The organism is Asaia bogorensis (assembly GCF_900465345.1).
Classification (GTDB): Bacteria; Pseudomonadota; Alphaproteobacteria; order Acetobacterales; family Acetobacteraceae; genus Asaia; species Asaia bogorensis_A.
On the sequence record NZ_UEGO01000016.1, the window covers coordinates 126906 to 153597 of the forward strand.

General features: G+C 58.7%; 20 protein-coding genes. 11 read left to right on the forward strand and 9 right to left on the reverse strand.

Annotation, left to right across the window (positions count from 1 at the left end; all coding sequences use genetic code 11):
* Nucleotides 1-121 precede the first annotated feature (121 nt).
* Nucleotides 122-2731 carry a TonB-dependent receptor plug domain-containing protein gene (locus ED655_RS08665; protein WP_122049827.1) on the forward strand — a complete coding sequence of 870 codons (2610 nt, stop codon included), beginning with the start codon at nt 122-124 and terminating at the stop codon, nt 2729-2731.
* A gap of 94 nt (nt 2732-2825) precedes the next feature.
* On the opposite strand, the gene ED655_RS08670 is transcribed toward ED655_RS08665, so the two are convergent.
* Both ED655_RS08670 and ED655_RS08675 read right to left on the reverse strand, forming a co-directional pair.
* Entirely contained in the window at nt 2826-4580 is a 1755-nt protein-coding gene (locus tag ED655_RS08670; RefSeq protein ID WP_240993585.1) for a hypothetical protein, read from the reverse strand.
* 449 nt (nt 4581-5029) lie between these two features.
* Nucleotides 5030-5809 carry an SDR family oxidoreductase gene (locus tag ED655_RS08675; protein ID WP_277302612.1) on the reverse strand — a complete coding sequence of 260 codons (780 nt, stop codon included), beginning with the start codon at nt 5807-5809 and terminating at the stop codon, nt 5030-5032.
* A gap of 713 nt (nt 5810-6522) precedes the next feature.
* Between ED655_RS08675 and ED655_RS08680 the strand changes: the two genes are divergently transcribed.
* Genes ED655_RS08680 through ED655_RS08695 form a run of 4 tightly spaced genes read left to right on the forward strand, consistent with a single transcriptional unit; the run spans nt 6523 to nt 11617 of the window.
* Nucleotides 6523-7914, forward strand: coding sequence for an ethanolamine ammonia-lyase subunit EutB (locus ED655_RS08680; protein ID WP_122049829.1), 1392 nt, complete (start codon nt 6523-6525; stop codon nt 7912-7914).
* The gene (gene eutC / locus ED655_RS08685) at nt 7911-8747 is read left to right on the forward strand and encodes an ethanolamine ammonia-lyase subunit EutC (RefSeq protein ID WP_122049830.1); all 837 of its coding nucleotides are present in this window, start codon (nt 7911-7913) and stop codon (nt 8745-8747) included. The genes ED655_RS08680 and eutC overlap by 4 nt, the downstream gene beginning before the upstream one ends.
* Nucleotides 8744-10102, forward strand: coding sequence for an ethanolamine permease (eat, locus tag ED655_RS08690; protein WP_122049831.1), 1359 nt, complete (start codon nt 8744-8746; stop codon nt 10100-10102). The genes eutC and eat overlap by 4 nt, the downstream gene beginning before the upstream one ends.
* A gap of 18 nt (nt 10103-10120) precedes the next feature.
* Nucleotides 10121-11617, forward strand: coding sequence for an outer membrane beta-barrel protein (locus ED655_RS08695; RefSeq protein WP_240993586.1), 1497 nt, complete (start codon nt 10121-10123; stop codon nt 11615-11617).
* A gap of 68 nt (nt 11618-11685) precedes the next feature.
* Here the strand turns inward: ED655_RS08695 and ED655_RS08700 are convergent, their stop codons facing one another.
* The 7 genes from ED655_RS08700 to ED655_RS08730 are packed head-to-tail and all read right to left on the reverse strand — an operon-like array spanning nt 11686 to nt 17714.
* Nucleotides 11686-12618 (reverse strand): ABC transporter permease, encoded by a 933-nt coding sequence (locus tag ED655_RS08700; protein ID WP_122049832.1) that lies wholly within the window; start codon nt 12616-12618, stop codon nt 11686-11688.
* On the reverse strand, nt 12615-13655 hold the full coding sequence (locus ED655_RS08705) for an ABC transporter permease (protein ID WP_122049833.1): 1041 nt from the start codon (nt 13653-13655) through the stop codon (nt 12615-12617). Before ED655_RS08705 ends, ED655_RS08700 begins: the two co-directional genes overlap by 4 nt.
* Nucleotides 13652-15232 carry an ABC transporter ATP-binding protein gene (locus ED655_RS08710; protein ID WP_122049834.1) on the reverse strand — a complete coding sequence of 527 codons (1581 nt, stop codon included), beginning with the start codon at nt 15230-15232 and terminating at the stop codon, nt 13652-13654. The genes ED655_RS08705 and ED655_RS08710 overlap by 4 nt, the downstream gene beginning before the upstream one ends.
* On the reverse strand, nt 15225-16322 hold the full coding sequence (locus ED655_RS08715; protein WP_122049835.1) for a BMP family ABC transporter substrate-binding protein: 1098 nt from the start codon (nt 16320-16322) through the stop codon (nt 15225-15227). The genes ED655_RS08710 and ED655_RS08715 overlap by 8 nt, the downstream gene beginning before the upstream one ends.
* Complete coding sequence (locus ED655_RS08720) at nt 16313-16873, reverse strand: glutathione S-transferase family protein (protein ID WP_122049836.1); 561 nt, start codon at nt 16871-16873, stop codon at nt 16313-16315. The genes ED655_RS08715 and ED655_RS08720 overlap by 10 nt, the downstream gene beginning before the upstream one ends.
* On the reverse strand, nt 16867-17463 hold the full coding sequence (locus ED655_RS08725; protein WP_122049837.1) for a Rieske (2Fe-2S) protein: 597 nt from the start codon (nt 17461-17463) through the stop codon (nt 16867-16869). The genes ED655_RS08720 and ED655_RS08725 overlap by 7 nt, the downstream gene beginning before the upstream one ends.
* Nucleotides 17460-17714: a hypothetical protein gene (locus ED655_RS08730; RefSeq protein WP_122049838.1), complete on the reverse strand. Its 255-nt coding sequence runs from the start codon at nt 17712-17714 to the stop codon at nt 17460-17462. The genes ED655_RS08725 and ED655_RS08730 overlap by 4 nt, the downstream gene beginning before the upstream one ends.
* Before the next feature lie 101 nt (nt 17715-17815).
* Between ED655_RS08730 and ED655_RS08735 the strand changes: the two genes are divergently transcribed.
* The 6 genes from ED655_RS08735 (at nt 17816) to ED655_RS15530 (ending at nt 26470) form a co-directional block, all read left to right on the forward strand.
* The gene (locus tag ED655_RS08735) at nt 17816-18688 is read left to right on the forward strand and encodes an aromatic ring-hydroxylating oxygenase subunit alpha (protein WP_122049839.1); all 873 of its coding nucleotides are present in this window, start codon (nt 17816-17818) and stop codon (nt 18686-18688) included.
* A 16-nt stretch (nt 18689-18704) separates the two neighbouring features.
* Entirely contained in the window at nt 18705-19202 is a 498-nt protein-coding gene (locus ED655_RS08740) for a nucleoside deaminase (protein WP_122049840.1), read from the forward strand.
* Between the two features lie 178 nt (nt 19203-19380).
* Nucleotides 19381-20745, forward strand: coding sequence for an 8-oxoguanine deaminase (locus tag ED655_RS08745; protein ID WP_122049841.1), 1365 nt, complete (start codon nt 19381-19383; stop codon nt 20743-20745).
* Between the two features lie 349 nt (nt 20746-21094).
* A complete protein-coding gene (locus tag ED655_RS08750) occupies nt 21095-22840 on the forward strand; it encodes a cation:proton antiporter domain-containing protein (RefSeq protein ID WP_122049842.1) in 1746 nt (581 codons plus the stop codon).
* A gap of 451 nt (nt 22841-23291) precedes the next feature.
* The gene (locus ED655_RS08755) at nt 23292-25805 is read left to right on the forward strand and encodes a TonB-dependent receptor (RefSeq protein ID WP_122049843.1); all 2514 of its coding nucleotides are present in this window, start codon (nt 23292-23294) and stop codon (nt 25803-25805) included.
* 422 nt (nt 25806-26227) lie between these two features.
* The gene (locus ED655_RS15530) at nt 26228-26470 is read left to right on the forward strand and encodes a hypothetical protein (RefSeq protein ID WP_162993450.1); all 243 of its coding nucleotides are present in this window, start codon (nt 26228-26230) and stop codon (nt 26468-26470) included.
* The last annotated feature ends 222 nt before the right edge of the window (nt 26471-26692 follow it).

Below are 26692 nucleotides of genomic sequence, written 5' to 3' on the forward strand. Positions count from 1 at the left end.
TTGCCCATCACATCACCTGACAAAGCCGGGGATATACAGGCGCGCCCGCTCGATTTCTCACGCCCATATTATTTCGATATCGGAACAAAAAAGTACGCTTTTACGGATCGGAAGGACTTCGATGAAAAAAAGACTCGCCCTGCTGACCGTCTCTCTGGGAGCCATTACGGCTGTCACGTCAGCCCAGCAGGCCCATGCACAAGCCACTCACCCGGCGCAAAATCGGGCCAAGGCTGCAAAGGCAGCTCAAAAGACCGATACCAAACCCCACACAGCGCCTGCACGTCGTGCCCGACCCGTTTCGGGAGAAGAATCCGTCATTGTGACCGGAACCCACGCGGTCAACCGCAAGGCCCGCGACAGCACGAGCCCCATCACCGTCATCAGCGGGGCCGAACTTGCGCGTTCAGGTCAGCTGAACCTGACCGATGCCATCACGCGGGTTTATCCGGCCATCAATATCCAGGCACGCGGGAGCGATACAGCAGCGCTTACAGGCTCGATCCGTATGCGCGGCCTCAACCCGAACCAGGTTCTGGTGCTCGTTGATGGCAAGAGGCGGCACGTCACGGGCAATGTCGTCCAGAATCCCGGTCCCCAGTTCGGCTCGACACCTGTCGATCTCAACATGATCCCGGCCAATGCCATCGATCATATCGAGGTGCTACAGGATGGTGCCGCAGCGCAATACGGATCGGACGCCATCGCGGGTGTGGTAAACATCATCACCAAGAAACAGGATCATGGCCTGCATATGACCGCGCAGACCGGCGCCAACGCCTATGCCGGAAGCGGGTGGAACTACCAGCTCAATGCCGATGGCGGGACCAAACTCGGCCGCGACGGCTATCTGCATCTCAGCGGGCAGATCTATCACACGGATCATTTCTACACGAATACGATTGACCACCGCCTCCTGCCCTACGCGCCGGCGGGGGCCAATACGAGCGGCTATTACGGTATTCTTCCCAATGCCATCAAGGTGCCGACAAACTCAAACAAGATCCTGAGCACTCCCGAGGAAACACGCGAAAATCTGGGTATCGACTTCGGAAAGCCGATTACAGCCGATATCGATTTTTACGGTCTCATTACCTATGGGCATCGTCACGCTGAATCCATCCAGAATTACCGCGTTCCCAATATCGCTCCCACCCTTTACCCCACAGGTTTCTCGCCGATCGAGGTCATTGAGGAAAACGATTATCAGGCCAATCTTGGGATCAGAGGCAGTCATTTCTTTGGGTTCGACTGGGATCTGAGCACCGAATATGGCGCTGATGAAGACGACATCAACACCAAGAACACTGCCAATACCGGTATGCTGGGATCATCATGCCAGACTACCAACAAGGCCAAGGCCTATTATTCGTCGCAGGGCTGCGGGTACTCGCCAACCAGTGCGCGGGCCGAAACCTATCGCAATGCGATGTGGACCAATAATCTCGACTTCCGGCGCAGCTTCCGCATCACCAATGCCGTGCCCATGACGCTCGCTTTCGGCGGTCAGCACAGGCTTGAGATGTATGACATCGTGGCGGGTGAACCTCCGTCCTACGAGGCAGGCGGCACGCAGGGCTATGCAGGTGCCGCGCCACAGAACGCAGGAAGTTGGAGCCGTGATATCTGGGCCGCCTATCTGGATGATGACTTTCATCCCCTGCCCAAGCTGGACATCGATCTGGCCGGACGCTTCGAACACTATACCGATGCGGGCAACACCGAGAACGGCAAGATCTCGGCGCGCTATGATTTCACCAAACGTATCGCCGTGCGTGCCACTATCAGCAACGGATTTCGTGCCCCAACCCTTGCCGAGCAGCATTACTCTGCCCTGAGCGTGGGACCGACCTCGGCATCCGGCCTGCTTCCGGTCTCATCGGACGCTGCAAGGACGCTGGGAGCCAGCGCTCTCAAGCCTGAGAGATCGACCAATGCCAGTGGTGGTATCGTGCTCGAGCCGCTCGATAATTTCCACATCGAGGCGGATGTCTATCAGATCAACCTGCGTGATCGTATTGTGCAGGGCGGTACCGTTGTCGGGGCACAGGCCATCGCAGCCATCGAACAGCTGGGCTACACCCTGCCCGGTGGCGCGACCCTGACGAACCCGACGGGCTTCTCGGCCTATTACTTCTCGAACGGGGCAAGCACACGCACCCAGGGTATCGACATCAAGGCTGACTATCGCCTCAGGATGCATCGCTACGGCAATCTGCTGCTCTCGATGGGCCTCAATATCAACCGAACCACCCTGACCCATAACGGTCTTTCGGCCACCGGAACGCCTTTGCTCAATGCCCAGACCACGGCTTATCTCACCAGCGAGTCACCCCGTAGCAAAATCGTGCTGAACGCCTATTACACGCTGGGCAACTGGGACGTGAACCTGCGGCAGTCGCGCTATGGTCAGACGGTCGGGATGCTTACCTATCAGGACTGGACACCGGCCAGCGCCATTTGTCCAATCAATGGCAAGGCATTGCGCGGTTCGAATGTGTGTTTTGCGCAGTTCAAGAACACCCCGCGCTGGCTGACCGATCTCGAGATCGGCTATCGCTTCGACCACCACTGGCATGTCGCTGTCGGGGCCAACAACATCTTCAACATACGCCCCCGCAAGGTACCTGCCCAACTCGCCTCATATGGCGTGCTGGTTTACGACAGCGCCTCGGCACAGGTGCCGATCAATGGTGGCTACTATTTCGGGCGCATCAACGCAGATTTCTGACCTGCATGCGGATCGGTTCATCGACAGATGCATAAAAAAAGCCGGGCAGAAACGCCCGGCTTTTTCCGTTGAAGATCCTCGCGAGGCCCCGCCCTTACTGGAAGGGCAGATAACGCAGCGAGAGGAACACCATGTTGTCGTTCGTGTGCGGCGTACCACCCACACCGCTGAAGGAGGTAACATAGGTGTAGGAGTATTGGGCACCAACACGCAGCGTACCGTAATCGCCATGCAGATAGGTCCACCAGAAGCCGGCCGTACCCTGCACAACGCGGTTGATGCTGGTCTGGCAGGCGCTCGACGCGGCGCCCTCGATATCACATCCACCTACGTTGTAGAGCGGGTTGCCATAACCGTAATGCTTGCCGCCGACGTCGAAATACGAGCGTGAACGCAGCATTTCCATGCCGCCATAGGCGTAAAGCTGCAGCGCCTTGGTGGCATTGCCGTAAAGGCCGACCAGCACGTTGGCCGCTGGCATGGGCTTGACCTGGCCCTTGGAATCAATGGTCACGTCAGGAATATTGGACGTGCCGTAACGCCCGATCCCGGTGCCAATCAGGCCAGAAGCCTGGAAGAACACCTTGTGCGACTTCTCGACCGGCAGGATGAGGCCGCCGCCGCCGCCGCCAGCCAGCTTGGTACTGCTCTGGCCCGTGCCGGTATAGGAGACACGGCTATGGGCAAAGCGCAGCAGCCCGGTCAGCTCATAATGACCCCAACCCGGGTCAGCCGCGAGCTTGCCGATGATGTCTGGCGCCACATCTGTCGAATAGGTGGTGGACGGATTGTTCACGTTCACACCGTTGTTCTGATAAGTCGCACTCGTAGCGCCGGTCGGCAGGTAGGGCGTATTATACCCAGCGGCGATGACCTGCTGCGGGTTCTCGACCGAGATGCCCATATTATAGCGGCCGTGATCGAAGCCCTTGACCAGTCGGATCTGGGTATTACGTGTCCAGTTGAAGCCCGGGATATACTGGGCATCGATCGATAGCGGCACCTGCTCGTCACGGGCGCGCATGCCGTGGTTGAACATGGTGAGAAGCGACCAGTTCTGACCGCCAAGCAGTGTCAGTTCGTCGCTGTCGTCAATCAGCTGACCGTAGAAGACGCGCTCACGAAGAACATAGGAGTTGGACTGACGCGAGTTGGATGATGAACCAGCACCCTGGAAATCGGTTTCGATATAGGCCTGTGCGCGGAGGTTGCGGGTGATGTCACCTTCCACCAGCGCGGCGAGGCGACTCTGGCGCGCCGATTCATGGAACTCGTTGATGTGGTAGTTCGGGCTGTTTGCGAAAGGAATGGACCCGAAATTGGATGAGATGTCAGACACGTTGTTGCGCGACCTGAACATGGTCGCGGCCTCGACATAACCACCGAGAGTGATGCGTACGCCACCAATCTGGATCTGACCACGATGAAGCGGCCCATAGAGATCGGTCACGCGGCCGGTCGGCGTGCCTGTCAGCTGGCCATAAGGGGTTGCGGCATTGACAGGAGGCAGGAGAACATTGCTGTTCGGCCCCGGAGCCGATGCCGTGGAGAAACCACCCGTCGCAGCCTGGCCCGAGCCGTGCGCGGGCATGCCACGATATCCGTTACGTGCACCGTAGGGATCGTTTTCCTCTGATTGTCTCTGTTGTGCCAGCTGGTCATGAATACGCTTCATCTCGCGATTATGCTCGCGCTTCATGTCGGCCAGCTGGGACTGCATAGCCTTGATCTGCTTCTCCATCAGGGTCATCTGATCGAGACTGGCTGCGCGTACCGGCGTCGCAATAGCCAGAGAGGCCAGAGATACCGACGCCAGCAGCAGGCGACAGGCACGGGGGAGAGAGGTCATGTCAGGTTCATCTTCCGATGCTGCGGTGGGTGTGAGCCTCCCTTAGTCGGTGGCCCCGCGCATGACCTGCGAAGCTTTGATGACTCCCATATGACAGTTCGATGACAACTGGCCTAAGACGCTGTTATCAAACAATAATCCAATTCCACACCATGACGTTGCGTGGCAGGTTCCTGACAAAGTATGAATAATTGTGGTTTCCGAGACACAGATACGGTCCCGCGGCGAGCCCCTGAAGCCTCAGGAAAAGGCCTCCTTACATCGGCAGGCCGATCACCTGGTCTGTACCAGCACCGGCGGCGTCCAGCACGCTGTCAGGGCGAGCCACTAACCGACAAAGGGAGCGGCATCATATCCCGCCCTGCCCCACAGCGTCCCGCGTCATGCCTATGATCGTCGACGGAGCGGCTGGCGCAGCTTGATGAACTGCGCCAGCGCTCGGGCATTTTTCAGAGAATGGTATAGCCGCCGTCGATCAGGATATCGGCACCGTTGATCATTGCCGCACCGGAGGAGGCAAGGAACACTGCGGCGGCAGCGATTTCCTCGGGAATGGCGAAGCGCCCGGCTGGGATACGCTTGATGGCGGCTTCACCCTTTTCACCCGCCCAGGCCTTCTTGCCGAGCTCGGTCATAACCACGGTCGGGGAAAGCGTATTGACTGTGATACCGTATTTACCCCATTCCGCGGCGAAGGTCTTGGACATGCCGATCACGCCGAATTTCGAGGCGCAGTAGGCAACGTGCTCCTCGATCGCGACTGTTCCAGCCTGCGAGGCGAGATTGATGATACGCCCGCCCTTGCCTGCCTTGATCATCGCCTGACCGACAGTCTGGGTAACCAGGAAGCTACCCTTCAGGTTGATGGCAATCGTCTTGTCCCAATAATCCAGCGGGAGCGTCTCGGCAGGTGCAAGGAACACGACGCCGGCACAATTGACCAGAATATCGAGCTGGCCAAACGCCGTCTGCACGTCCGTTACGGCCTTGGCCACGGAGTCCGGATTGGAGACATCACAGGAGAAGGGTACAGCCGCATCACCCAGCTCGGCAGCTTTGGCGGCCGCGTTGTCCAGATTGACATCGACCAGCGCAACCCTGGCGCCCTTGCGGATAAACGCGGTTGCAATGGCTGCACCGATGCCCGATGCGCCACCCGTAACCAGCGCTACCTTCCCCTTGAGCGAAAAGTCGAGATCGACATCGGCTGCTGAGAAATCCATCTTCATGATCACGCTCCATGTGATTTATCACACAGAACATAGAGCGTTTGATCGAAACGCGTAAGCACTCATCACACCAGATCACAGTAAATTCAGGCACGTTTCTTTCGGAATGTAACTGACAACAATGTATCGTCTTAACAATGATCGTGTCGTTGAGAAAACTGGATAACAGCGGTCCTAAAATCTATTTTCGACATAGGCATCGAAACCTTGATGAGGCAGCGCGCGCAGGATCAATGACTTGGAATGCGAATTGCCCATTGCGCGAATGGGCGAGGCTGCCGAAGGACACAGTCCGGAGCCTATGCCTGCGTGACCCGCACGACTTGCAGTTTGAGCATAGTGGTATCACCGCATCAGAAGGTGCGATGCAGGGATCGGATATCACCCGCCTTCGGCGCGAACGACGCCGGAATCACGGGCAACGCCTCTCCCGGCAAGGTCGGACATGCTGCCGTGATATCCCTCATCCGGGATATCCTCTCACCTCTCCTAACGTATGCCCTGAAAGCAGGATATCGCCTGATTCAGGCCTGGCGTAGAACGGGCTAAGTTCAGGAACTAAATTGCGAAGTTCCTTACAAATAACAACAACAGACCTCGGAATCGGTATCCAATTATCTTTATCATTGACAAATCTGGCGATTATTTATCGTATTTCTTTCGGATCAGCATCGAACTCTTCGCTTTGAAGAGGGCATGGAACGGGCGATATCTTGAGCTACAAAGCCTTACTCAGTGGACAGAGCTTTACTTTCAGGGATTTGAAGCACCTCATGGCCTGTGCCTCACCCATGCGGTCAGGCGATGCCCTTGCAGGTCTTGCTGCACATAGCGCGACCGAGCGCGTTGCCGCCCGCATGGCCTTGGCCGATCTGCCCCTTTCTGCCTTCCTGAATGAGGCGCTCATCCCGTATGAGCTGGACGACGTGACGCGGCTCATCCTCGACACGCATGACGCTCAGGCATTTGCGCCGGTCTCCTCCATGACCGTCGGCATGTTCAGAGACTGGCTTCTCTCCCATGAGGCTACTACTGCGAAGATTGTCGCGTTGGCGCCTGGCCTCACGCCTGAAATGGCGGCGGCCGTCAGCAAGATCATGCGTAACCAGGATCTCATTGCCGTCGCCCGCAAGATCGAAATCATCACCCGGTTTCGCAACACAATCGGGCAGAAATCGGTTCTTGCTTCGCGTCTGCAACCCAATCACCCGACTGACGACCTCAAGGGCATCGCTATATCGACATTTGACGGTCTGCTTTACGGCTGTGGTGACGCCGTGATTGGCATCAACCCGGCCACAGACAATGTGGAAACCGGCTGCGCGCTGCTGGATATGCTTGATACGCTACGCCAGACCTATGAAATCCCGACACAAAGCTGCGTGCTCACCCATGTCACGAACACAATCGAGATCATCAACAAGGGCGGTCCGGTCGATCTGGTTTTCCAGTCCATTGCCGGGACCCAGAAAGCCAATGAAGGCTTCGGCGTCACACTCGATATCCTGACACAGGCGCATGACGCGGCGCAGAGCCTGAATCGGGGCAGCATTGGCCAAAATGTCATGTATTTTGAAACTGGCCAGGGCGCTGCGCTCTCGGCCGGTGCGCATCATGGCCTTGACCAGCAAACGGTCGAGACACGCGCCTATGCCGTGGCACGCGCCTTCAGCCCTTTGCTGGTCAACACAGTGGTCGGCTTCATCGGCCCTGAATATCTGTATGATGGCAAGCAGATTATCCGGGCCGGGCTGGAGGACCATTTCTGCGCGAAGCTGCTGGGCGTGCCGATGGGGTGCGACGTCTGCTATACCAATCATGCCGAGGCGGACCAGGATGATATGGATGACCTGATGTTGCTCCTCGGGACCGCTGGGGTCACGTTCCTGATCGGTGTCCCAGGCGCCGATGATGTGATGCTCAACTATCAGAGCCTCGCCTTCAATGACATTCTGACCACCCGCTCGCTCCTCGGCCTGAAACCTGCGCCCGAGTTCGCGGCGTGGCTTGAGCGCATGGGCCTTTACGACCCCGTGAACGAGCGCGCGCTTACCCTCCCGGAGGGCGAGACCCGCCTGCGCGGGATGATTGGCTGGAAACCATGACCCGCATCGAGCCATCAACATCCAGCGAGAAGGCCGCAGCACAGCAAGGCGATAACGGCTTTTGGGATGTCCTGCGACGGGAAACGCGCGCGCGTGTCGGGCTTGCCCGTACGGGCAATGCTCAGACGACGCCCGACGTGCTGGGTTTTCAGGCGGCTCATGCCCAGGCACGGGACGCGGTGCACACACCTCTCGATGTCCCTGCCCTTTCCCAAGCCCTGCTCCCTGCAGTGCCTCTCGTTGTAACGAGCGCCGCACAGGATCGGCCGACCTATCTACGCCGGCCCGATCTCGGGCGACAACTCGATGCCGCAAGCCGGGACGAGCTCACGCCGGGCAAATGGGATCTCGCTATCGTAATCGCCGACGGGCTCTCGGCGCGAGCAGTCTCGGGTTACGGCCCTGCACTGTTTCATGCCTGCCTTGCCGGTATGCCCGATCTGCGTATCGCGCCCCCTGTCATCGCCCTTCAGGGACGCGTCGCCCTTGGGGATGATATCGCCCAGAGCCTCGGGGCCAGGATGGTGGCTGTCCTGATCGGTGAGCGACCTGGCCTTTCAGTTTCAGACAGTATGGGCGTGTATTTCACCTTCGAGCCCAGACGCGGTTGCCCGGACTCGAGACGCAACTGCCTGTCCAACATCCACACCCACGGGCTGAGTGTAACCGAGGCAAGCCTGAAACTGATCTGGCTTATTCGGGAATCCCAGCGGCTGGGCCTCAGTGGCGTCGATCTCAAGGAGCGTGCGCCTGCGGCTTCGGCAACAGATGCGGCCCTTATGAGCTCAGCCCCTCACACACAAATCAACAAGAGCCGGGAAGAGTCTCCATGAGTACCCAAAAGACGCAACTCGATCGCAGGTTGAGCGCCTTTCACCTATGGGGCATCGCTGTCGGGCTCGTGATCTCCGGCGAATATTTTGGCTGGAGCTATGGCTGGGCAACAGCGGGAACACTCGGCTTTCTGGGTGCCACCACCTTCGTGGCAATCATGTACACGGCGTTCATCTTCAGCTTTACGGAACTGACCTGCGCCATCCCGCATGCTGGCGGCCCGTTCGCCTATGCAGACCGCGCCCTTGGCAGAGTGGGAGGAACGCTGACCGGTCTCGCCACGCTGGTGGAATTCATCTTCGCGCCGCCCGCCATCGCGCTCGCCATCGGGGCGTATCTCAATGTGCAGTTTCCCGGCATCCCGCCAAAGGCTGCAGCGACCGGTGCCTATCTGCTTTTCATGATTCTTAATATTGTCGGCGTTCACATCGCGGCGACTTTCGAGTTGTTCGTGACGATAGCCGCGATCATCGAATTGCTTGTGTTCATGACAGTCGTTGCGCCCTCGTTCTCATGGGCGCATTTCATGCTCGATGGCTGGGGGAGTGCACCTCATTTCGGTATGGTAGCGATGGGCGGCATGTTCGCCGCCATCCCTTTCGCCATATGGTTCTTTCTCGCCATTGAGGGGGTTGCGATGGCGGCGGAGGAAGCGCGCGACCCTCGACGCGCCATACCGCTGGCCTACACGGCAGGTGTGCTGACACTGGTCGCCCTCGCCTTTGGCGTGATGATTTTCGCGGGTGGCTCGGGGGACTGGAAAGCTCTTGCCAATCTCAACGACCCGCTGCCCCAGGCCATGAAACGGGTTGTCGGTCCTCACAGCCCGTGGCTTTCCATGCTCGTCTGGCTGGGGCTGTTTGGCCTGGTCGCCTCACTGCACGGCATCATCATGGGATTTGCACGCCAGATCTTCGCTCTGGCCCGTGGCGGTATATTACCTGGTTTCCTCGGGACGCTTCATCCGAAGTTTCACACACCGCATCGCGCGACTATGGCGGGAAGCCTTATCGGTATCATCGCCATCTATGCAGATGATCTCGTCTCGGTTGGGGGGCAACCCCTGACGGCCACCTTGGTGACGCTTTCCGTCTTTGGCGCGCTCACCATGTACGGGATGAGCATGATCAGTCTTTTTGTTCTGCGCTGGCGCGAACCGCAGATGGAACGCAGCTACAAAGCACCATTCTATCCCGTGCTGCCCGCTATTGCCCTGGCCGGTGCAGCAATCTGCTTCTTTGCAGTATCGTATTATAATTTTATATTGTTTCTATTCTACGCTTTTTTGGTATTTATTGTTATTGTTGCTTGCAGAATAACGCATGGTCTAGGTAAGGTTAAAGTAATGAAGTAATAAATATGGGGAAACTATATGATGACCGTCCGACGCCCCGGGATCGTTGCAGGTATGTTGCTCGTCGTAGGGGTCGGAACAGCACCGAACACAGCCTTATGCGCCGGAGAGTCCGGCGGGGCACCAAGCTCTCCTGATGATGCATCACAGCCCGCCGCAAGTACCGCCCCGCGCGTCAGTAAAGCGACAACGGGTACCGGACCGGTATCGGAATATCTTGGTAATGCACCAAACCCAAACGAGCCGGACACGCTGAGCACAGGCCATATTGGCAATCTCTTCAGCCCACCACCCGGCAAGGCTCCTGATTACTGGGACGGGCTTGAAGCGCATCTCAGCGTGCAGGGTGGCATTGCCGGCAACCCGTGGACACGCTCAGGGCGCAATTTCGGCCAGTTCTACACAGATCGCGCCAACACGCTGACCCTCAATCAGGTTCTCGGGTCGATATCGCACCCGGTAACAGCGATCGGCGGCGGGTATGGCATCGGCTTCGTTGCCGAGATCCTTTACGGCTCTGACGCCCGTTTCGACCCCACAATCGGGATGGCGGACAAGCTCATCACCGGGCTCAACCAGATTGCCCCGACGCAGGCTCATATCGATCTGCATGCGCCGTGGCTGGTATCACGGGGGATCGATTTCCAGATCGGGCAAATTTATGGCCTGCTCGGAGCAGAGGGTACCCCGGCGCTGGCGCGACCGCTTTACACGTTCAATTATGCCTCCGCCTATATCGTTCCATTCGAAACGGTCGGGGTGCTCTCGACCGTCCATTTGACCGAACGACTGGACGGTATTCTGGGCGTGGATGCCGGAAATTCGACCACTTTTGGAGGAGCGGGCAATAACAGTCGTCCGAAAGGCTATATCGGCCTCGCATTTGCGCATATGATGAACGGTAAACTGGACGGGCACATTATCGGGCATTTCGGACCACAGGGTAACAATGGGCCGACCCGTTTCTCTGCCGATGGCTGGACCAGTATCGGAATTGGCCGCGCCGCCAACAGCAAGATGCTTTATGATGGCGATGTCCTGCTGACCTATCACTTCAGTGATCGTCTGGCGGCCACGTTCAATGCAACATACATGCATGATGATATCACGCGTGATGACGCCTATGGTGTAACCAGCTACCTCGCCTGGGACATCAATCCTTCGCTGAGGCTCAATCTCCGTGGCGAAATCTTTCGCGACAATACTGGCACCACGATTGCCGCCTATACCAGCACGACGTCATACACCGATATGCTGCGTAACGCGCCCTACCCTTACTATATCGCGCTCCCGACAACCTATGGTGCGTTGACGGTCGGGGTCACGTACAAGCCTGAATTCGTCAATCGCCATATCAAGTTCGGCAAGTTTCAGGTCCGCCCCGAAATCAGACTGGACAAATCACTCAACGGAACACAGCCATTCAATCGTGCGGCAACGGTTGAAGATCCTGTTGTGCGCCATGGCACGAATAATATGCTCTGGTTCTCATGCGACGCGGTCTGGTCGTTCTGACACCAGCAGAAACGGAACCGGAGGGAAGTCTCCCTGAAAAAGTGAGGCCCCTCAGCTTTCGAAACCGTCTAGCGTTCCTCACGAAAATAGGGTGTGCCCAGTGCGGCGGGCGCCGCCATCAGGCGACGCATACCGGGCAGCAGGAGAGCGGGCAGGATCATGAACATGATAGTGCCCAGATAAGGGGTCATGTTCAGAATGGCAGGAGCGACCGGCCAACCCTGCGCCTGTCCGAAAAAGCTGAGCGACATGACGAGCCCGAATAGCAGGGATGACAGCGCCGCAAAAACCGGACGGTAACCGCAGAAAATGACCAGCGCCACGGCAATCCAGCCACGACCGGCAATCATGCCTTCTGACCAGACGGGCATGACCGACAGGGTCATGTCGGCACCTGCAAGACCAGCCAACGCCCCGCCAGCCACCACGGCACTCAGTCGATAGCGACGCACCGGAATACCAACAGCATCAGCCGCCGCAGGGTTTTCGCCCACCGCACGCAGGCTCAGCCCGAGGCGGGAGCGGAAAAGGACGCAATGGCATAGAACTGGCAGGATGATGAAGGCGAGATAGACGAACGGGCTTTGACTGAACAGAACCCCAATGCCCGGCAAGCTGCTCAAACCCGGGATCACCCAGTTGTCGAAAACCGCGGCAACGGGCAAACCTGCTACGGCATGGCCGATGACAGCGCTCAGCCCCAACCCCAGAAAGGTCAGTGCGACGCCACAGAGTGTCTGGTTAGCCGAACCATTGACCGTAGCAAGCCCGAGCACCAGTGCCCCTGCCCCACCCGTGCAAAGCGCCGCCAGACAGCCCATCCAGGGCGACATGGAGGCGTCAGCGGCCAGAACGGCAATAACCGCGCCAAGCGCCATGAGCCCCTCGACACCAAGATTGATGACACCAGCGCGCTCGGCAATGACTTCGCCTTGCGCGGCCAGAGCGAGGATACTGCCATAAGCCAGCGCATGAAGAATCAGAGGGATCCACACGGTCATTTCTGTGTCTCCAGACGCACATAGGCTGCAAGCTCGTCACTCACCGCAATGGCAAAAACCAGCAGACCCGTGATCGCCAGCACGGAGGACGCGCTGACCTGCAAGGTCTGCAAAACGATCCCGGTATTAAGGATCACTGCCATCAGAAACGAGGCGGGAATAAGTGCATAGGCGGAATGGCGCGCCAGCAGCGCGACCACGATACCGAGATAGCCATAGCCGTGCGCGAGGCCGCCCTGAAGCCGGTGTACAGTACCCAGCGCCTCCATCATCCCTCCAAGTCCGGCAAGGGCGCCGGACGCCATAAGGGCGACGAAAAGCCGTGGCGCAACCTTGATCCCGGCATAGCGCGCGGCCTCGGGATTGGACCCGCACAGCGTCAGCTCGTAACCGAAACGGCTGCGCTTGAGGAGATAGCCGATAGCCAGGACCAGAACGATTGCAACAATTCCACCCCAGTGCACGACGCCATAGATCGTGGGGATGGCAATCGAAAGACGCTGGCTCGACACCTGCGCATCCGTGACGTGATCGGCCCAGGGGCCTGTGACGAGGTAATAGACGACGAACGACGCGATGAAATTGAGCAAAAGCGTGGTGATGATTTCACTGACGCCAAGCCATGCCCGCCCTGCGGCCGGCACCGCGCTCCATGCGGCGCCGGCCGCCAGACTGGCAAGCATCGCCAGAGGCAAGAAGAGTGGCAATGGCATGGGAAGGAACAGGGCCACAGCCGACGCTGCCGTGGCACCTGCGAGAAACTGGCCTTCGGCACCGATATTCCATAACCCTGCTCGAAGAGACAACCACACCGCACCACCCGTCATAAGCAGTGGCGTCATATAGAGTGCAAGATTTTCAAGACCGAAAACAGTGCCGAAGGTCGAGGTTACGACAAGTCCCAGCACCATACCGAGCGGCAAACCGAGAATGGCCAGAACGAGCGCCAGCACGAGCAGGACAAAACCCAATGCCAGAAGGCGCCCGATCAGGATGCGTCGGGCCGGAACCACAGCGAGGCGGATTCTTCGGCTCATGCTGCGGTCTCCCCTGCGCGGCCACTCATCAGGGCCCCCAATCTCGCCCTGTCGAAATCCTTGCGCTCGACGATGGTCATCAACATACCGGCGCACAGCACCGCAATCCGGTCGCTCAGCGCCATCAGTTCATCCAGATCTTCTGACACGAGCACAACGGCCCGTCCTTCGTCGCGAATTTCGGCCAGTGTCTCGCGCATCAGGGAGATTGCCCCGATATCAAGACCACGGCTCGGATAGCTCGCGATCAGGGCGCGGTGACTGATCATCCGCTCCCGGGCCAGAACCATGCGCTGCTGATTACCACCCGAGAGACCTCGCATCGGCGTGGAGGGGTCCTGCACCGTCACACGCGCCTGTTCGAGCAGGCTTTTCGTGAACGCACGCGCCTGACTGGCGTGGTAGGCCATCCGTCCGCCGACCGGGTGCGAGCGAAACACGCGCATGACGGCATTTTCGGTCACGCCGAGCGCCGGGGCGAGGGCCTTGTGCAGCCTGTCTTCGGGAACATAACCAATGCCTGCCTCACGAAAGGCCCCCGGCCCCTGCCCGCGCATGTCTGTCGAACCGACATGAACAGAACCTGTCAGCGGCGCGTTGAGTCCGGCGAGGAGATCAGCCAGCTCGGATTGGCCATTGCCTGTCACGCCCGCCACACCGAGGATCTCGCCCGCCCTGATGTCGAGCGATAGCGGATGCAACCGCAGGCGGCCCGCGCTATCGCGAAAGCTCACCTCGTGCAGTCGTATAACCGTCTCGCCCTTCCCCTGAGGCGTCGTGCGTGGATAGGACGTCTTTTGCTCGACAGGACGCCCGATCATCTCCGTTACGAGCGTGGCCGGATCAGTGTGGTCCACCCTGTGGCTGCCAGCCACCCGACCATGACGCAGCACAGTCACGCGATCCGCCAGAGCCATGATCTCATCAAGCTTGTGACTGATCAAAATAACGGCCCCGCCCCCATCGCGAAAACGACGCAATGCGGCATAGAGCTCGCCCACCTCAAGCGGGCTCAGCACGGCTGTCGGCTCGTCGAGGATAAGTAGACGGGCCCCGCGGGAGAGGACACGCAGGATTTCCACGCGCTGCTGTTCGCCAGAGGTCAGGCTGTCGATAGGTGCCTGAGGCCGGATGTCGAGACCAAACCGGGCGGCTTCCGCCTCTGCGCGTCGGGCGAGCGTTTTTGCCGAGAGCCATTTCCCGGTTTCGCGCCACCCCAGCGCCAGATTTTCCGCAACGGTGAAACGCGATACCAGCTTGAAATGCTGATGCACCATACCGATACCGGCCGCGATTGCTGCTTCGGGGCTTTCGAGGCGCACACCATAACCATCAAGGATCAGCTCGCCCTCATCAGGCTGGTAGAGCCCGGTCACGATATTCATGAGCGTGGATTTGCCGGCGCCATTTTCGCCCAGCAGCGCATGGATCTCGCCGGGGTAGAAATCGATCGTCACATCCTTGTTTGCGATCACACCGGGAAAATACTTCGCGATTCCAGATAGGGTAAGCAGAGGCGGTGCGCCGGGCGGCAGATTATCCGGTCTGGCTTCCGCGAGATATGAGAGGTCAGACAAGTCCCGATACTCCCTCGACCTGCCAGTTCCAGTGGAAGATTTCCATGTCGCTCATAATGTGCCCCGCCGGCACGCGGATCTGCCCCTTGGAGTCCCGTATCGGCCCGATGAAGGGCGACCAGCCCGCCAGCATACGCTCGCGCGCTGCATCGGCTTCCCGGCGGATAGAGTCAGGCACATTCTTGCCCCAGGCATCGCGATCGACACCATGACCGAGCTTGAGGAAAGTGCCGGTAGGGCGCCAGCGTCCGGCAATGCGTGCGGCAATCGTCTCGCGATAATAATCCTCGAAATCCAGCACGACAGAGCTGACATAGGCATCAGGACCGAACTGGCGCATATCGGTGTTCCACATGGCGGCCCAGACACCCCGCTGCTGCGCGACGCGCAGATAGCCGGGGTCGTCCATGATGCCGCACAGGAAGTCGCAGCCGCTATCGATCAGTGCTGCGCCTGCCGAGGCCGCGGCCTGGGGATCGAACCAAGAGTTGATGGAAATGACCCGCATGGTCGCTTCAGGATTGACCGAGCGGGCGCCAAGCAGCGTCGCATTGGCGCTGGCAATGACCGAAGTTGTAGGGAAGGAGGCGATATAACCCAGCCTGCCGTTGTGACTCAGTCGCGCAGCGGCGATGCCGATCACGTAGCTGGCATACCAGTGGGTGATGTAATACCAGCCCAGATTACCCGTGACATTATTGCCGTCACATTCGAGAAAGCCCACATCCGGCGCCTGATCCGCAACGTCCTTGATGAAATCACCATAATCCGAGGTAGAGATCACCATCTGTGCGCCCTCGGCCACAAACTGCCTGAACAATCGGGTTGCGTCAGCCGAGTACGGTATGCTCTCGACATAGAGCGAGCGCATGCGCGGGAAATGCGATTTAAGGGCACGGATGGCCTTGTCATGCATCTGCGTCCAGCCACCATCATTGATCGGGCTGGTGTGGCCAAACCCGACTAGCAGATCCTCCTCCGCAATGGGGGCAAAGCGCGGCGCCGCGCTCGCCTTTCCTGTCAGAGCGGCACATCCACCCGCGGCCAGCAGTCCACGGCGGGTCAGGAGAGCAGGTCGTTTCAATGACATGAGGCAATTCCCGGCATGACCACAAAGCCGGGCAACTGCCGGACCTGACGGATGAAGCGTCGAAGAGCGGGATACAGATCCATGGCGATGTCCAGATCATGCCCCAGCGCGGCGACCGGGAAGAGGATCACATCCACAAAGCCGATCGTATGGCCCGAAAACCAGATCTCATCCCGGAACGCCCCCGCAGATAGACGATCTTCCATTTCGCGAAACAGGAACGTGACGGGCTCAGTCTCGGCCTTGCGCGGAAGTGTTGCCGCCAGAGCCTCGCGTCGTGCCTCTGAGAAGAGCTCTATCCCATCGAGCGCCCATTTCATGACCTGCCGCGCCTCGCCCTCGGGCCAGAGCCAACCAGTCTCTGACGCGCGTGAGAAATGCTCGAGAATCTCATAAAGTCCGACACAGGAGACCATCTCATCGGTCAGGGTCGGGCCGAAAGTTTCCGCGCGACGATCGGTCGCGCATGCCAGAGGGATATCCATCAACGACGCCGCAAGACGGGCCGCATAGCTGCGCTCGTCGATCATCCAGCCATTGAGCGTCAGCATGATGTCTCCTCCAGCGTGTCGCGCAGCCGGAGCAGCCATGACGCCGCCTGCTCGCGATGCGAGGCATCGCGTACAGCGAGATGGACCATGGTGATTCCCTCCTCGGGCGTATGCAGCGCCAGCAGGCGGTCGGCAGAGAGGCGCCATTGTCCCTCATCCATCACGAGGGCTGCTCGCGTGTCGTGCTCGGTGGCCCGTATGGCAAGGCTTCGCGCACCATGCCAGCCCCCCTCTGCCGGGGCGATCAAAGGGCGGTCATCGCCTGAGCTGAGATTGACCCAGATGATCCCGGCTTTTTCGATTAGCTCATAGGGGCGTGTTCGTATGGTCGAGGGCGGATTGAGCCCGGGATGGGCGGGTATGGCACGGCAGCGCCCCTCGGTATCGAACTGCCAGCCGTGATAAAGACAGGCCAGACGATTATCACGCATGAAGCCAAGGCTGAGGCGTACGCCGCGATGAGGGCAACGATCGTCCCAGGCATGTGCGATGCCCGCCTCGTCGCGCCAAAGCACGAGCGACAGGCCCTTATGACGGGCGGGGGCAATATCACCCGGGGCCAGGTCCTTTGACAGGGCAACGGGGATCATCGCCGGTATCCTTCTGTCCAGTCATTGACGAGGCAACCCACCGGGCCAACCAGACAGGCCATCACGAACATCCCGACAAGCGGCTGCGCACCTTTTACGACGAACACGATTTCGGTCGCCTCCAGACGCTCTGTGCGCATATCAAGTGACAGAAGCCGTGCGCGGCCCTCGGCGAAGGACCGGAATGCTTCAGTATCGAAATGACCTGTGAGATGAAGTGAAGTGGCTATAGTCCCTTGCTCCCGCATCATGGCGTTGCATACCAGATGATCCTGCCAGTAATATTTTTTTTGACAAGTGCAGGACCACTATTAATGTAACCGTTATCGCAACGACGGGGATGGCTGTCAGGATGACCTCATCATCAAATGTGGATCCAGTCTCACTCAGCCAGTGGTATCCACTCGGCATGATCGAGGCCCTGTCTGACAACTGGGTGCAAACCATGCTGCTCGGTGTCGTCATTCGTTTCCGTCGTATGGCTGATGGTACGGTCGAGGTCGAGCATGGCGCGCATGCCCTGCCCTGCTGCGAGCGTTATGGCTATGTCTGGACCAGTCTTGCGACGGATCCCGCTCTTCGCGATGCCATGATCCGTATCGATGAGGCCGATGAACCCGACCGCCGTCTCGTTTGCTGCGGGTCGGTGGCCGTCAATGCCTCCGGGCTACGTGTGGTTGAAAACTTCCTTGATATGGCACATTTCCCCTTCGTGCATACCGACATACTGGGAGCCGAGCCGCATACCGAGGTCGAGCGTTACACTGTCGAAACGCGCGATGACGGCAAGGAAATCTGGGCGACGGATTGCCGGTTCTTCCAGCCGCAAGCCGCGCTATCGGCCGAAGGCGGCATCATAACCGACTATATCTACCGTATAGCCGGTCCGTTCGCGACGCTGCTGTACAAGACCAGCCCCGGTGATGCCCAACGCAAGGACGTGATTGCGCTGTTCGTCCAGCCCATGACCACCGGCACATGTCGTGCCCACCCGGTCATGTTTCTTCTCGACGATCACTCCGATCTTGATGCTCTAGTGGAGTTTCAGCAGACGATCTTCCTGCAGGATCGCATCATTCTGGAAAGTCAACGGCCGGTTGCCATGCCGCTCGATGCCTCAAGCGAGATTCCCACCCTGGCAGACCGTTCCTCGGTGGCCTATCGCCGCTGGCTCAAGGCCCGTGGCGTCACATTTGGCGCCGGCCCCGCCAAAGCCGCCGCGTGAACAAAGGACAAAGACCATGAGCCATTCCCCAAGCGAGACCGATCTGACGTTTCTTCGTCAGGCCTTTGAGGTCGCCAACCGGTCCCGCCTTGCGGGCGATCATCCCTTCGGTGCCCTGCTGGTGGATGAGACCGGCGAGATCGTCATGGAACAGGGCAATGGCTACAGCACCGAGGGACACGACATGACCGCTCATGCCGAACGTCTTCTCGCCAGCCGGGCGAGCCGAATGTTCGGGGCAACAAGATTGCGTGGTTACACGCTGTACAGTTCTGCCGAGCCCTGTGCCATGTGCGCCGGGGCCATCTACTGGGCGGGGATCGGTCGGGTCGTGTACGGGCAGTCCGAATCCCATCTCAAGGCCATGACTGGTGCCCACCCTGAAAATCCGACGCTCGATCTGCCCTGCCGGGTGGTTTTCTCCGCCGGGCAGACGCCGGTGGAGATTCTGGGGCCATTGCTGGAGGATGAGGCCGCAGAGTTGCAGCGCAGCTTCTGGAAGGACCACGCCTGACGGCGCCATAATCTCAACGCCCGTTCTTCCAAGCGAGATGACGATCCGGATTGCCGCCAATCCGGAACAGGGCCAACGGGAGCCTATCTGACGGAGACACCCGTAAGATGGGCGCCCCAAGTGCGGCACAACCGGGTGCCCCATAACTCCGGCGGCACCATGCTCACAGGAGCCTGCCATGCCTCTCGCCTCGTCACCTTCCATCCTGATTACGGATGCCTATCTCTATCTTGATCGCGACCATGAGATAGCAAATGGCTGGATTTATCTCGAAAATGGCCGGGTCCGCGGTTTTGGCTCCATGACGACCCCAAGACCTGAGGCCCAGCGCACGATCGCGGCGGCAGGTCGGATTGTCACACCTGGTCTGGTGAATGCGCATCACCATATGTACCAGAACCTCACGCGGTCCTACGCCCCTGTCGTGAATGGAACCCTGTTCGAATGGCTACAGGGACTCTATCCGCTCTGGGCGACGCTTGATGAGGAGAATGTCTATCTCTCGTCTTATGTCGCCATGATGGAATTACTGCTTGGTGGCTGCACGACGTCGATGGATCATCATTACGTCCACCCCCGGCCTCGGCTGATCGATGCCCAGATCCGCGCTGCCAGGGATATCGGCTTCCGTTTTCATGCGACACGCGGGTCCATGACGCGCTCAGTGAAAGATGGGGGTCTGCCACCGGACAGCGTGGTGCAGAGCGAGGATGTCATCCTGTCTGACAGCGAGCGCCTGATCAGCGCCTATCATGACGCCGCCCCCGGCGCGATGATCCGTGTGGCGCTGGCACCCTGCTCGCTGTTCAGCGTGTCGGAGACGATCATGAAAGAGAGCGCACTCATGGCAGAGCGCCTCGATGTGCGCCTGCACACCCATCTGGCCGAGGACCACGACGAGGACCGATATTGTCAGGATGTGTATGGCTGCACACCAACTGAATATTTCGAGCGTTCCGGCTGGGCCAGCGAGCGCTCATGGGTCGCTCACTACATCTATCCCAGCGGCGACGAGATCGATCGCCTGGCGCATAGGGGCGTCTGCACGGCACAATGCCCCTGCTCGAACATGATGATCGGCGGTGGCGCGGCGGATGCGATGGACATGCGACGCCGTGGCATGAAAGTGGGGCTCGGCTGCGACGGCTCTGCCTCGACCGATCATGCGTCCCTCTGGCTGGAAGCGCGTATGGCACTGCTTCTGGGGCGTTACCGCAATGGCCCGCACAGCATGACAGCCCGTGATGCGCTGGATATGGCAACACGTGGCGGCGCGGCGTGTCTGGRCCGTGAGGATGAAATCGGCCATCTTCGCATGGGCGCCTGCGCCGATCTGGTGATATGGGACCTGCCCCCCTTCTCTAGGGCTGGAGCGCTCAGCGACCCGGTAGAAGCGCTTTTACGCTGCGCTCCGGCAACAGCATGGACAACCATCATCAATGGTCGGATCCTCGTGGAGGATGGCAACCCTTGCCAGTCAGGCCTCGACATCATCCTTCGTGAACATGAGCGGGCTGCGCGGCGTATGCAAAAGCTCGACTGAGCAGCGATATCTGACGGCGGGACCTGATGACGGAAGCGTCAGGCACCCCCGGCAGGGGTATCCGACCACAACTTGTGGTGAGACACAGACTGTCATGGAAACTGCGCTGCGTCAGTTCTCGTTATGCGAACCCGCAATAGTCTATAAGACCAAAGTATCACAAAGGTAAGGGATCTGCAGTTACGCTCGCCAAGCATCGAGCGTATATCGTCACGCTTCGCCGGATTACCCGTCAGGAGACCTTTGGCCTGCTTCCTATTTCTCGTATGACACATTGCGAAACTGGTCAGCTTATTTCTGTATCGCCTATATCTTTATCTTGTCTCCATGTTCAGGATTTCGAGTTACGATGAATCACGACACGCCCCTGATTGGTATCCTCGTCATTGGTCTCGGGCTTGCGTTCATCCTCGGCACAATCGCTCAGCGTATCCGGATATCCCCATTGGTGGGATATCTCCTTGCGGGTATCGCCGTAGGGCCCTTCACACCGGGTTTTGTTGCTGATCAGCCCCTTGCTGCCGAGCTGTCTGAGATTGGCATCATTTTGCTCATGTTCGGCGTCGGGCTCCATTTCTCCCTGAAGGACCTGATATCGGTCAAAGCCATAGCCGTTCCGGGCGCGTTACTGCAGATCATCGCTTCCATCCTGATCGGCGCTGGCGTTGCATGGGCACTTGGTATGTCGCCTGGTGCCTGTCTGATCTTCGGTATTGCGCTCAGTGTCGCCAGTACAGTTGTCTTGCTGCGGACCCTGCAGGAGCAGCGCCTGATCGAGACCGAGCGCGGCAGGCTCTCGGTCGGGTGGCTTATTATCCAGGATCTCGTAACCGTTCTGGCTCTGGTGCTCCTGCCGATTTTTGCACCGATCATGAGTGGCGGAAGCAATTCCAGCATCAGTCTCTCAGGTCTTGCTGTGGCGATTGCACTGACTCTGGGGAAGGTCGCGGCGTTTATGGCCCTGATGCTGGTGATCGGGCGACGGGTCATCCCGGCCATACTGCACTACGTAGCCCATACGGGATCGCGCGAGTTGTTCCGTCTTGCGCTGCTTGCGCTCGCGCTGGGCGTGGCCTTCATCGCTACTGAATGGTTCGACGTCTCGTTTGCCCTCGGTGCCTTTGTTGCCGGCATGGTATTGAGCGAGTCCGAACTCAGCCACCGCGCTGCAGCCGAGACCCTTCCCCTTCGAGATGCCTTCGCCGTATTGTTCTTCATCTCGGTCGGGATGCTGTTCAACCCCCTCGTGCTGATAAAACAACCTGTCCCGCTCATCCTGACCTTTCTGGTTATCCTGGTCGGTACGCCGCTTGCCGTCATCGCCATTCTTCGCCTCTTGCGTCAGCCATGGAATACCACGCTCTTCATCGCGAGCGGCCTTGCCCAGATCGGTGAATTTTCCTTCATCCTTGCCGCGCTGGGCATAAAAATGAAGGTTCTGGACAGTCAGGCACAGGATCTTATCCTTGGTGCGTCGATCCTTTCGATCCTGAGCAACCCGTTCATCCTCATGGCGACCCAGCGCATCGAGGCGTGGATCACGCGGCACAGCCCTGCACCGGAGACTCCTGCGAAGGATGAGGGAGGTATTCTTCTCCCGCCTCCGGCGCCGACGACCCTGGTCGGGCATGCTGTCGTCGTTGGGTGCGGACGGGTGGGACGTCTGGTTGTCGATGGTCTTGTCCAGAATGGCTGGCCGGTTCTCGTGGTTGAAACCGGAAAGATACCCGATAGCCTCGCCGCCCTGCCCGATGTCGAGCTCATGCTTGCCAATGCGGCAGAGTCACGCGTCGTGAAAGCCATGAACCTTGAACAGGCAAGGCTGTTGATGGTGGCCATTCCCGAACCCTTCGAGGCTGGCCAGATCATTGCTCAGGCACGGTCCCTGAATCCCGGGCTACGGATTGTGGCACGTGCTCATTTTGACAGCGCCGTCGACCATCTGAAGGAGCTCGGCGCTGATCACGTGATCATGGGTGAACGCGAGATGGCCCTCGCCATGCTGGCCATGACGATGGACGACCTACCATTCGACGGCCGCCCCCCATTGACCGACCCCGGCACCGAGGAAGGCATCGAACCGCTCACGGCCTGATCTCTCAGGCAGGAGCGCTTCGGTTTCAGTACCTGAAATGGATCATCCCGCCGCTCGATGCACTGACGGCAGGTTTGATCGCCCCCCCCCCCCAAGAGTGATCCGCAGGGTATCCTCCCTTGTGACGCTCCCGCGTGGTGACGTCCACGCGGGTGTGTGATGACAACGTAGCCTCGCACTTCTCTGGCAACGCGAGGCCGTTGCTCTCCCCTCAATTATGTCGAAACGTATCAATTGTGGCTTTTCTGACATAGTGGACAGGATCATGATTCGCTGTCGTTCCATTTCACATCACTGTCATAAATTTTCTTTTAAACGAGGCCCTGCAAGACGTTGCGGTTTTTCAGCTGCACCTCGCAGCGCCACCTTCAGGCGCCTCGAGGTGCAGCTGCGATCTGTAACGTTACATAGTGATACTGAAGCCGCCCCCCCGGCACGGAAGATCGACATCATGTTTTCACGCACGGCCCTCTTGTTCGGTACAACCGCGCTCGCTGCGCTGACTATATCAGCTGCCAGCGCCAAGTCGGCGGACACCCATCTCAACTCAGACACCTCGCAGGGGAAAGCTGCCGCTCAGAGCAGCAGCCCCAGTGGACGATCTGCCACCAGCGATTCCTCCGCCCCTTCCATGCTTGGCGCAACCTCGCCGACCGACGAGCGCATTGAAGTCACCGGACATAATTATGGGGATGGTGTTACCCGTCGCGCCTTTGGCGGCGGTCTGATGACGCCTTCTGACAGCCCGAAATCGGTCTCGGCCGTAACGCGCGACTTCATTGCCAAACAAAACCCTGCGTTGAACCCGATGCAGCTTATCGCCTTGCTGCCGGGCGCCAATGTGTCGGACACCGACCCGTTAGGCATGACGGGCGGCAACCTCTCCGTACGAGGCCTGACGGAATCCCAGATGGGCTTTACCCTTGAAGGGTTCCCTATCAACGATATCGGCAATTTCGCTGTCTATCCGCAGGAAATTGTTGATGCCGAAAATCTGAAAACCGTGCGCCTCGCTCAGGGCTCTGCTGACCTCGACAGCCCGCATATCAGTGCATCTGGCGGCGTGGTCGACATGTACATGATCGACCCGAAGAACAAGATGGGCGGCATGGTCGATGTGACCTATGGCTCGTTCAATGCCACACGCGGCTTCCTGCGTTTTGATACCGGCAAGATCGGCAACACCAATCTGCGCTCCTACTTCTCCTACTCTCAGGGGCGTCAGGATCATTGGCGTGGCCCTGGCTGGGACAACAAGAAGCATGGTGAGATGAAGATCGTGAATGACTGGGGCGACGGAAACCGGGTCTCCCTGGCTGTGGTGGGCAATAACATCCAGAACAATGCCTATCCCAACGTCACCAAGGCGAGCTGGGACAAGTGGGGCACGGGCTTTACCAATCCGGTGGGCGGCAGCGGCCTCGGCCCGTCCGACCCACCAAACACGGTTTATGAGGCCAATTACTACACCCCGGCAAAGGCTGGCTCGTCCAATTACTACAAGACCCGCCCGAATCCCTTCACCAATATCTACGCTTCAATGCCCTCGACCTTCCGTCTGAACGATCATCTCGTTCTGACCGAGACGCCCTATTTCTGGTACGGCTATGGTAATGGCGGCGGTGCCCAATACACGGATATGTCGAAATTCGTTTATGGCAGGCAGACATTGGCTGGCACGGTCAATGGCGCCGGCAAGGGGATGCAGGTTCTCTATAATCCCTCGCTTACCGAAACCTATCGTCCGGGTGCCACCACCAAACTCACCCTGACCACTGGCATCAACCGCCTGATGATTGGCTACTGGTTCGAATATGCCAAGCAGCGTCAGACGGCTCCTTACAGCTTTGTCGGCGCCGACGGTACACCGCTCAGCCAGTGGGGTGACGAAAACAACGTTGTGCTGAGCAACGGCGCCAAGGCTCAGTATCGCAATACGCTGACGCAGACGCAGGTTCATACGCCGTTCATTGGCGATAGCTTGTCGCTGCTGCGCGGCAAACTCACGATTGATGCGGGTTTGAAATACTCCATCGTCAAGCGCTCGGGGACGAATTACCTGCCGGATGTACGCAGCAAATACGTCACGACAGACTACAATCAGGCGCTCCCGACAGCGGCAATCCGATACAAGATCGACCGGCACAACCAGGTTTTTGTTTCGGTCTCCACCAATTTCCGCATGCCGCAGAATTACGCTCTCTACGATGCAGGGAGCTTCAATCAGAAGACGGGCCTGTATTCGACCCTGGCCAACCCGGACCAGAAAGCGGAAATCTCGATCTCCGAAGAAGCGGGCTGGCGCTATCAGGATGACATCATTTCATCCTCCATCACCTACTTCCATTACAACTTCACGAATCGCCTCTATACTCAGTCCATCCAGGACCCCGCCTCAGGCGCGTTTTACTCCACCAATATCAATGCGGGCGGCATGCATTCGGATGGCTTCGATGCGGAAATCGGCACGCGGCCGATGCATAACATCCGCCCTTACCTGTCGGTTGAATATCTGCATGCCGTGACCGACAGCAATGTGCCTGCCGGTTCGGGAACAGGTGCCGATTACGTACGCAGCGCAGGCAAAAAGGCACCGCAGGCGCCGGCATGGCAGGTCGGGTTCGGGCTCGATTACGACGATGGCACCCGCTTTGCGAATTTCAATCTCAAATATGTCGGACGCCAATACGCCACATTCATGAATGACCAAAGCATCCCGGGTTATGTCCGCATGAATATCGGCCTCGGCTACCGCCTGCCCAAAGTCAGCATCTTCAAAAGTCCGGTTCTGCGTCTCAACCTGCAGAATATCAGCGATAACCGTTACCTGAACTGGATCCAGTCACCTCAGGCCAATGCCAACCCGACCACGGGTGTCTTTGGCAAGACGATTGCGGGGTCGACGCCGACTTACAAGATCGCCTCGCCTTTCGCCGCACTAGCAACGCTATCCAGCGAGTTCTGAAACCATCATGCGGCGTGCTTCTTGGGCACGCCGCTCCGTGTATCATATCACTACGCATGCCGTAGCAGGATCGCTTGAGAGGCAGACGGCTTCTCTAAAGTAGATTTTTTCAGATATTTATGATATCTGAACCCAATACTGCCAGTATCTGGACACCCAGAATCTGACCAGCACAGCTCATCACTGACGAGCATCGGGCCTGAACCCGAAATATATTCCGATTACTTTCATCGCTTCTCTGTCGCGCTATCCGCAAACGCGCGCGAGACGCCCTCTCCCGCGTGGATGCGCCTATAAGGCCGCGGCAACCGGGATGCACCCGCAATAAGCCTGATCATGCCTCAAATCACCAGGTGTCGAGCCATACGAGGCTCTGCGCCAGCATGGCCGCTTTTTTGTGTGATTCCTTCAGGAGTACATTCATGACGTGGCGTCCTAGCGCCAATATCCTGCGTCCCGTAAGGGAGCCTGCAGGTCAAGGCTGCTATCCAAAATCTCACCCGGAACTTGTCTGGCCCCCCTCGGCCCTCAATGGCGGGGGAGACTATAGTATTGATTTCGATGCTCTTCTGGCCCCGGGAGAGTTCATTTCCTCCTTCCGCTTCGATGCAGGGGCCGCCGCAAAACAGGCTTGGACAAGCTGGAGACCCGCAAAAACCGGGTAATTTCTGGCGAAGCGGGCTGGCTTTATGACGTCGAGGTTGCGGGGCGCACCAAGGGTATCATTCGGACCGATTTCCACGATGCCCGGCGTTGATTTCGCCGGTTTTGCCGACTTGCTGACAGAGTCAGCCTGCGGTTTTTAGACGCTCGTGGAAGATCAGCCGATTGAAGTTGTAGGCCAGGTTGCAAAGGGTCAGTTTCGCCTCAGCGCGGGCGAGGCCGAT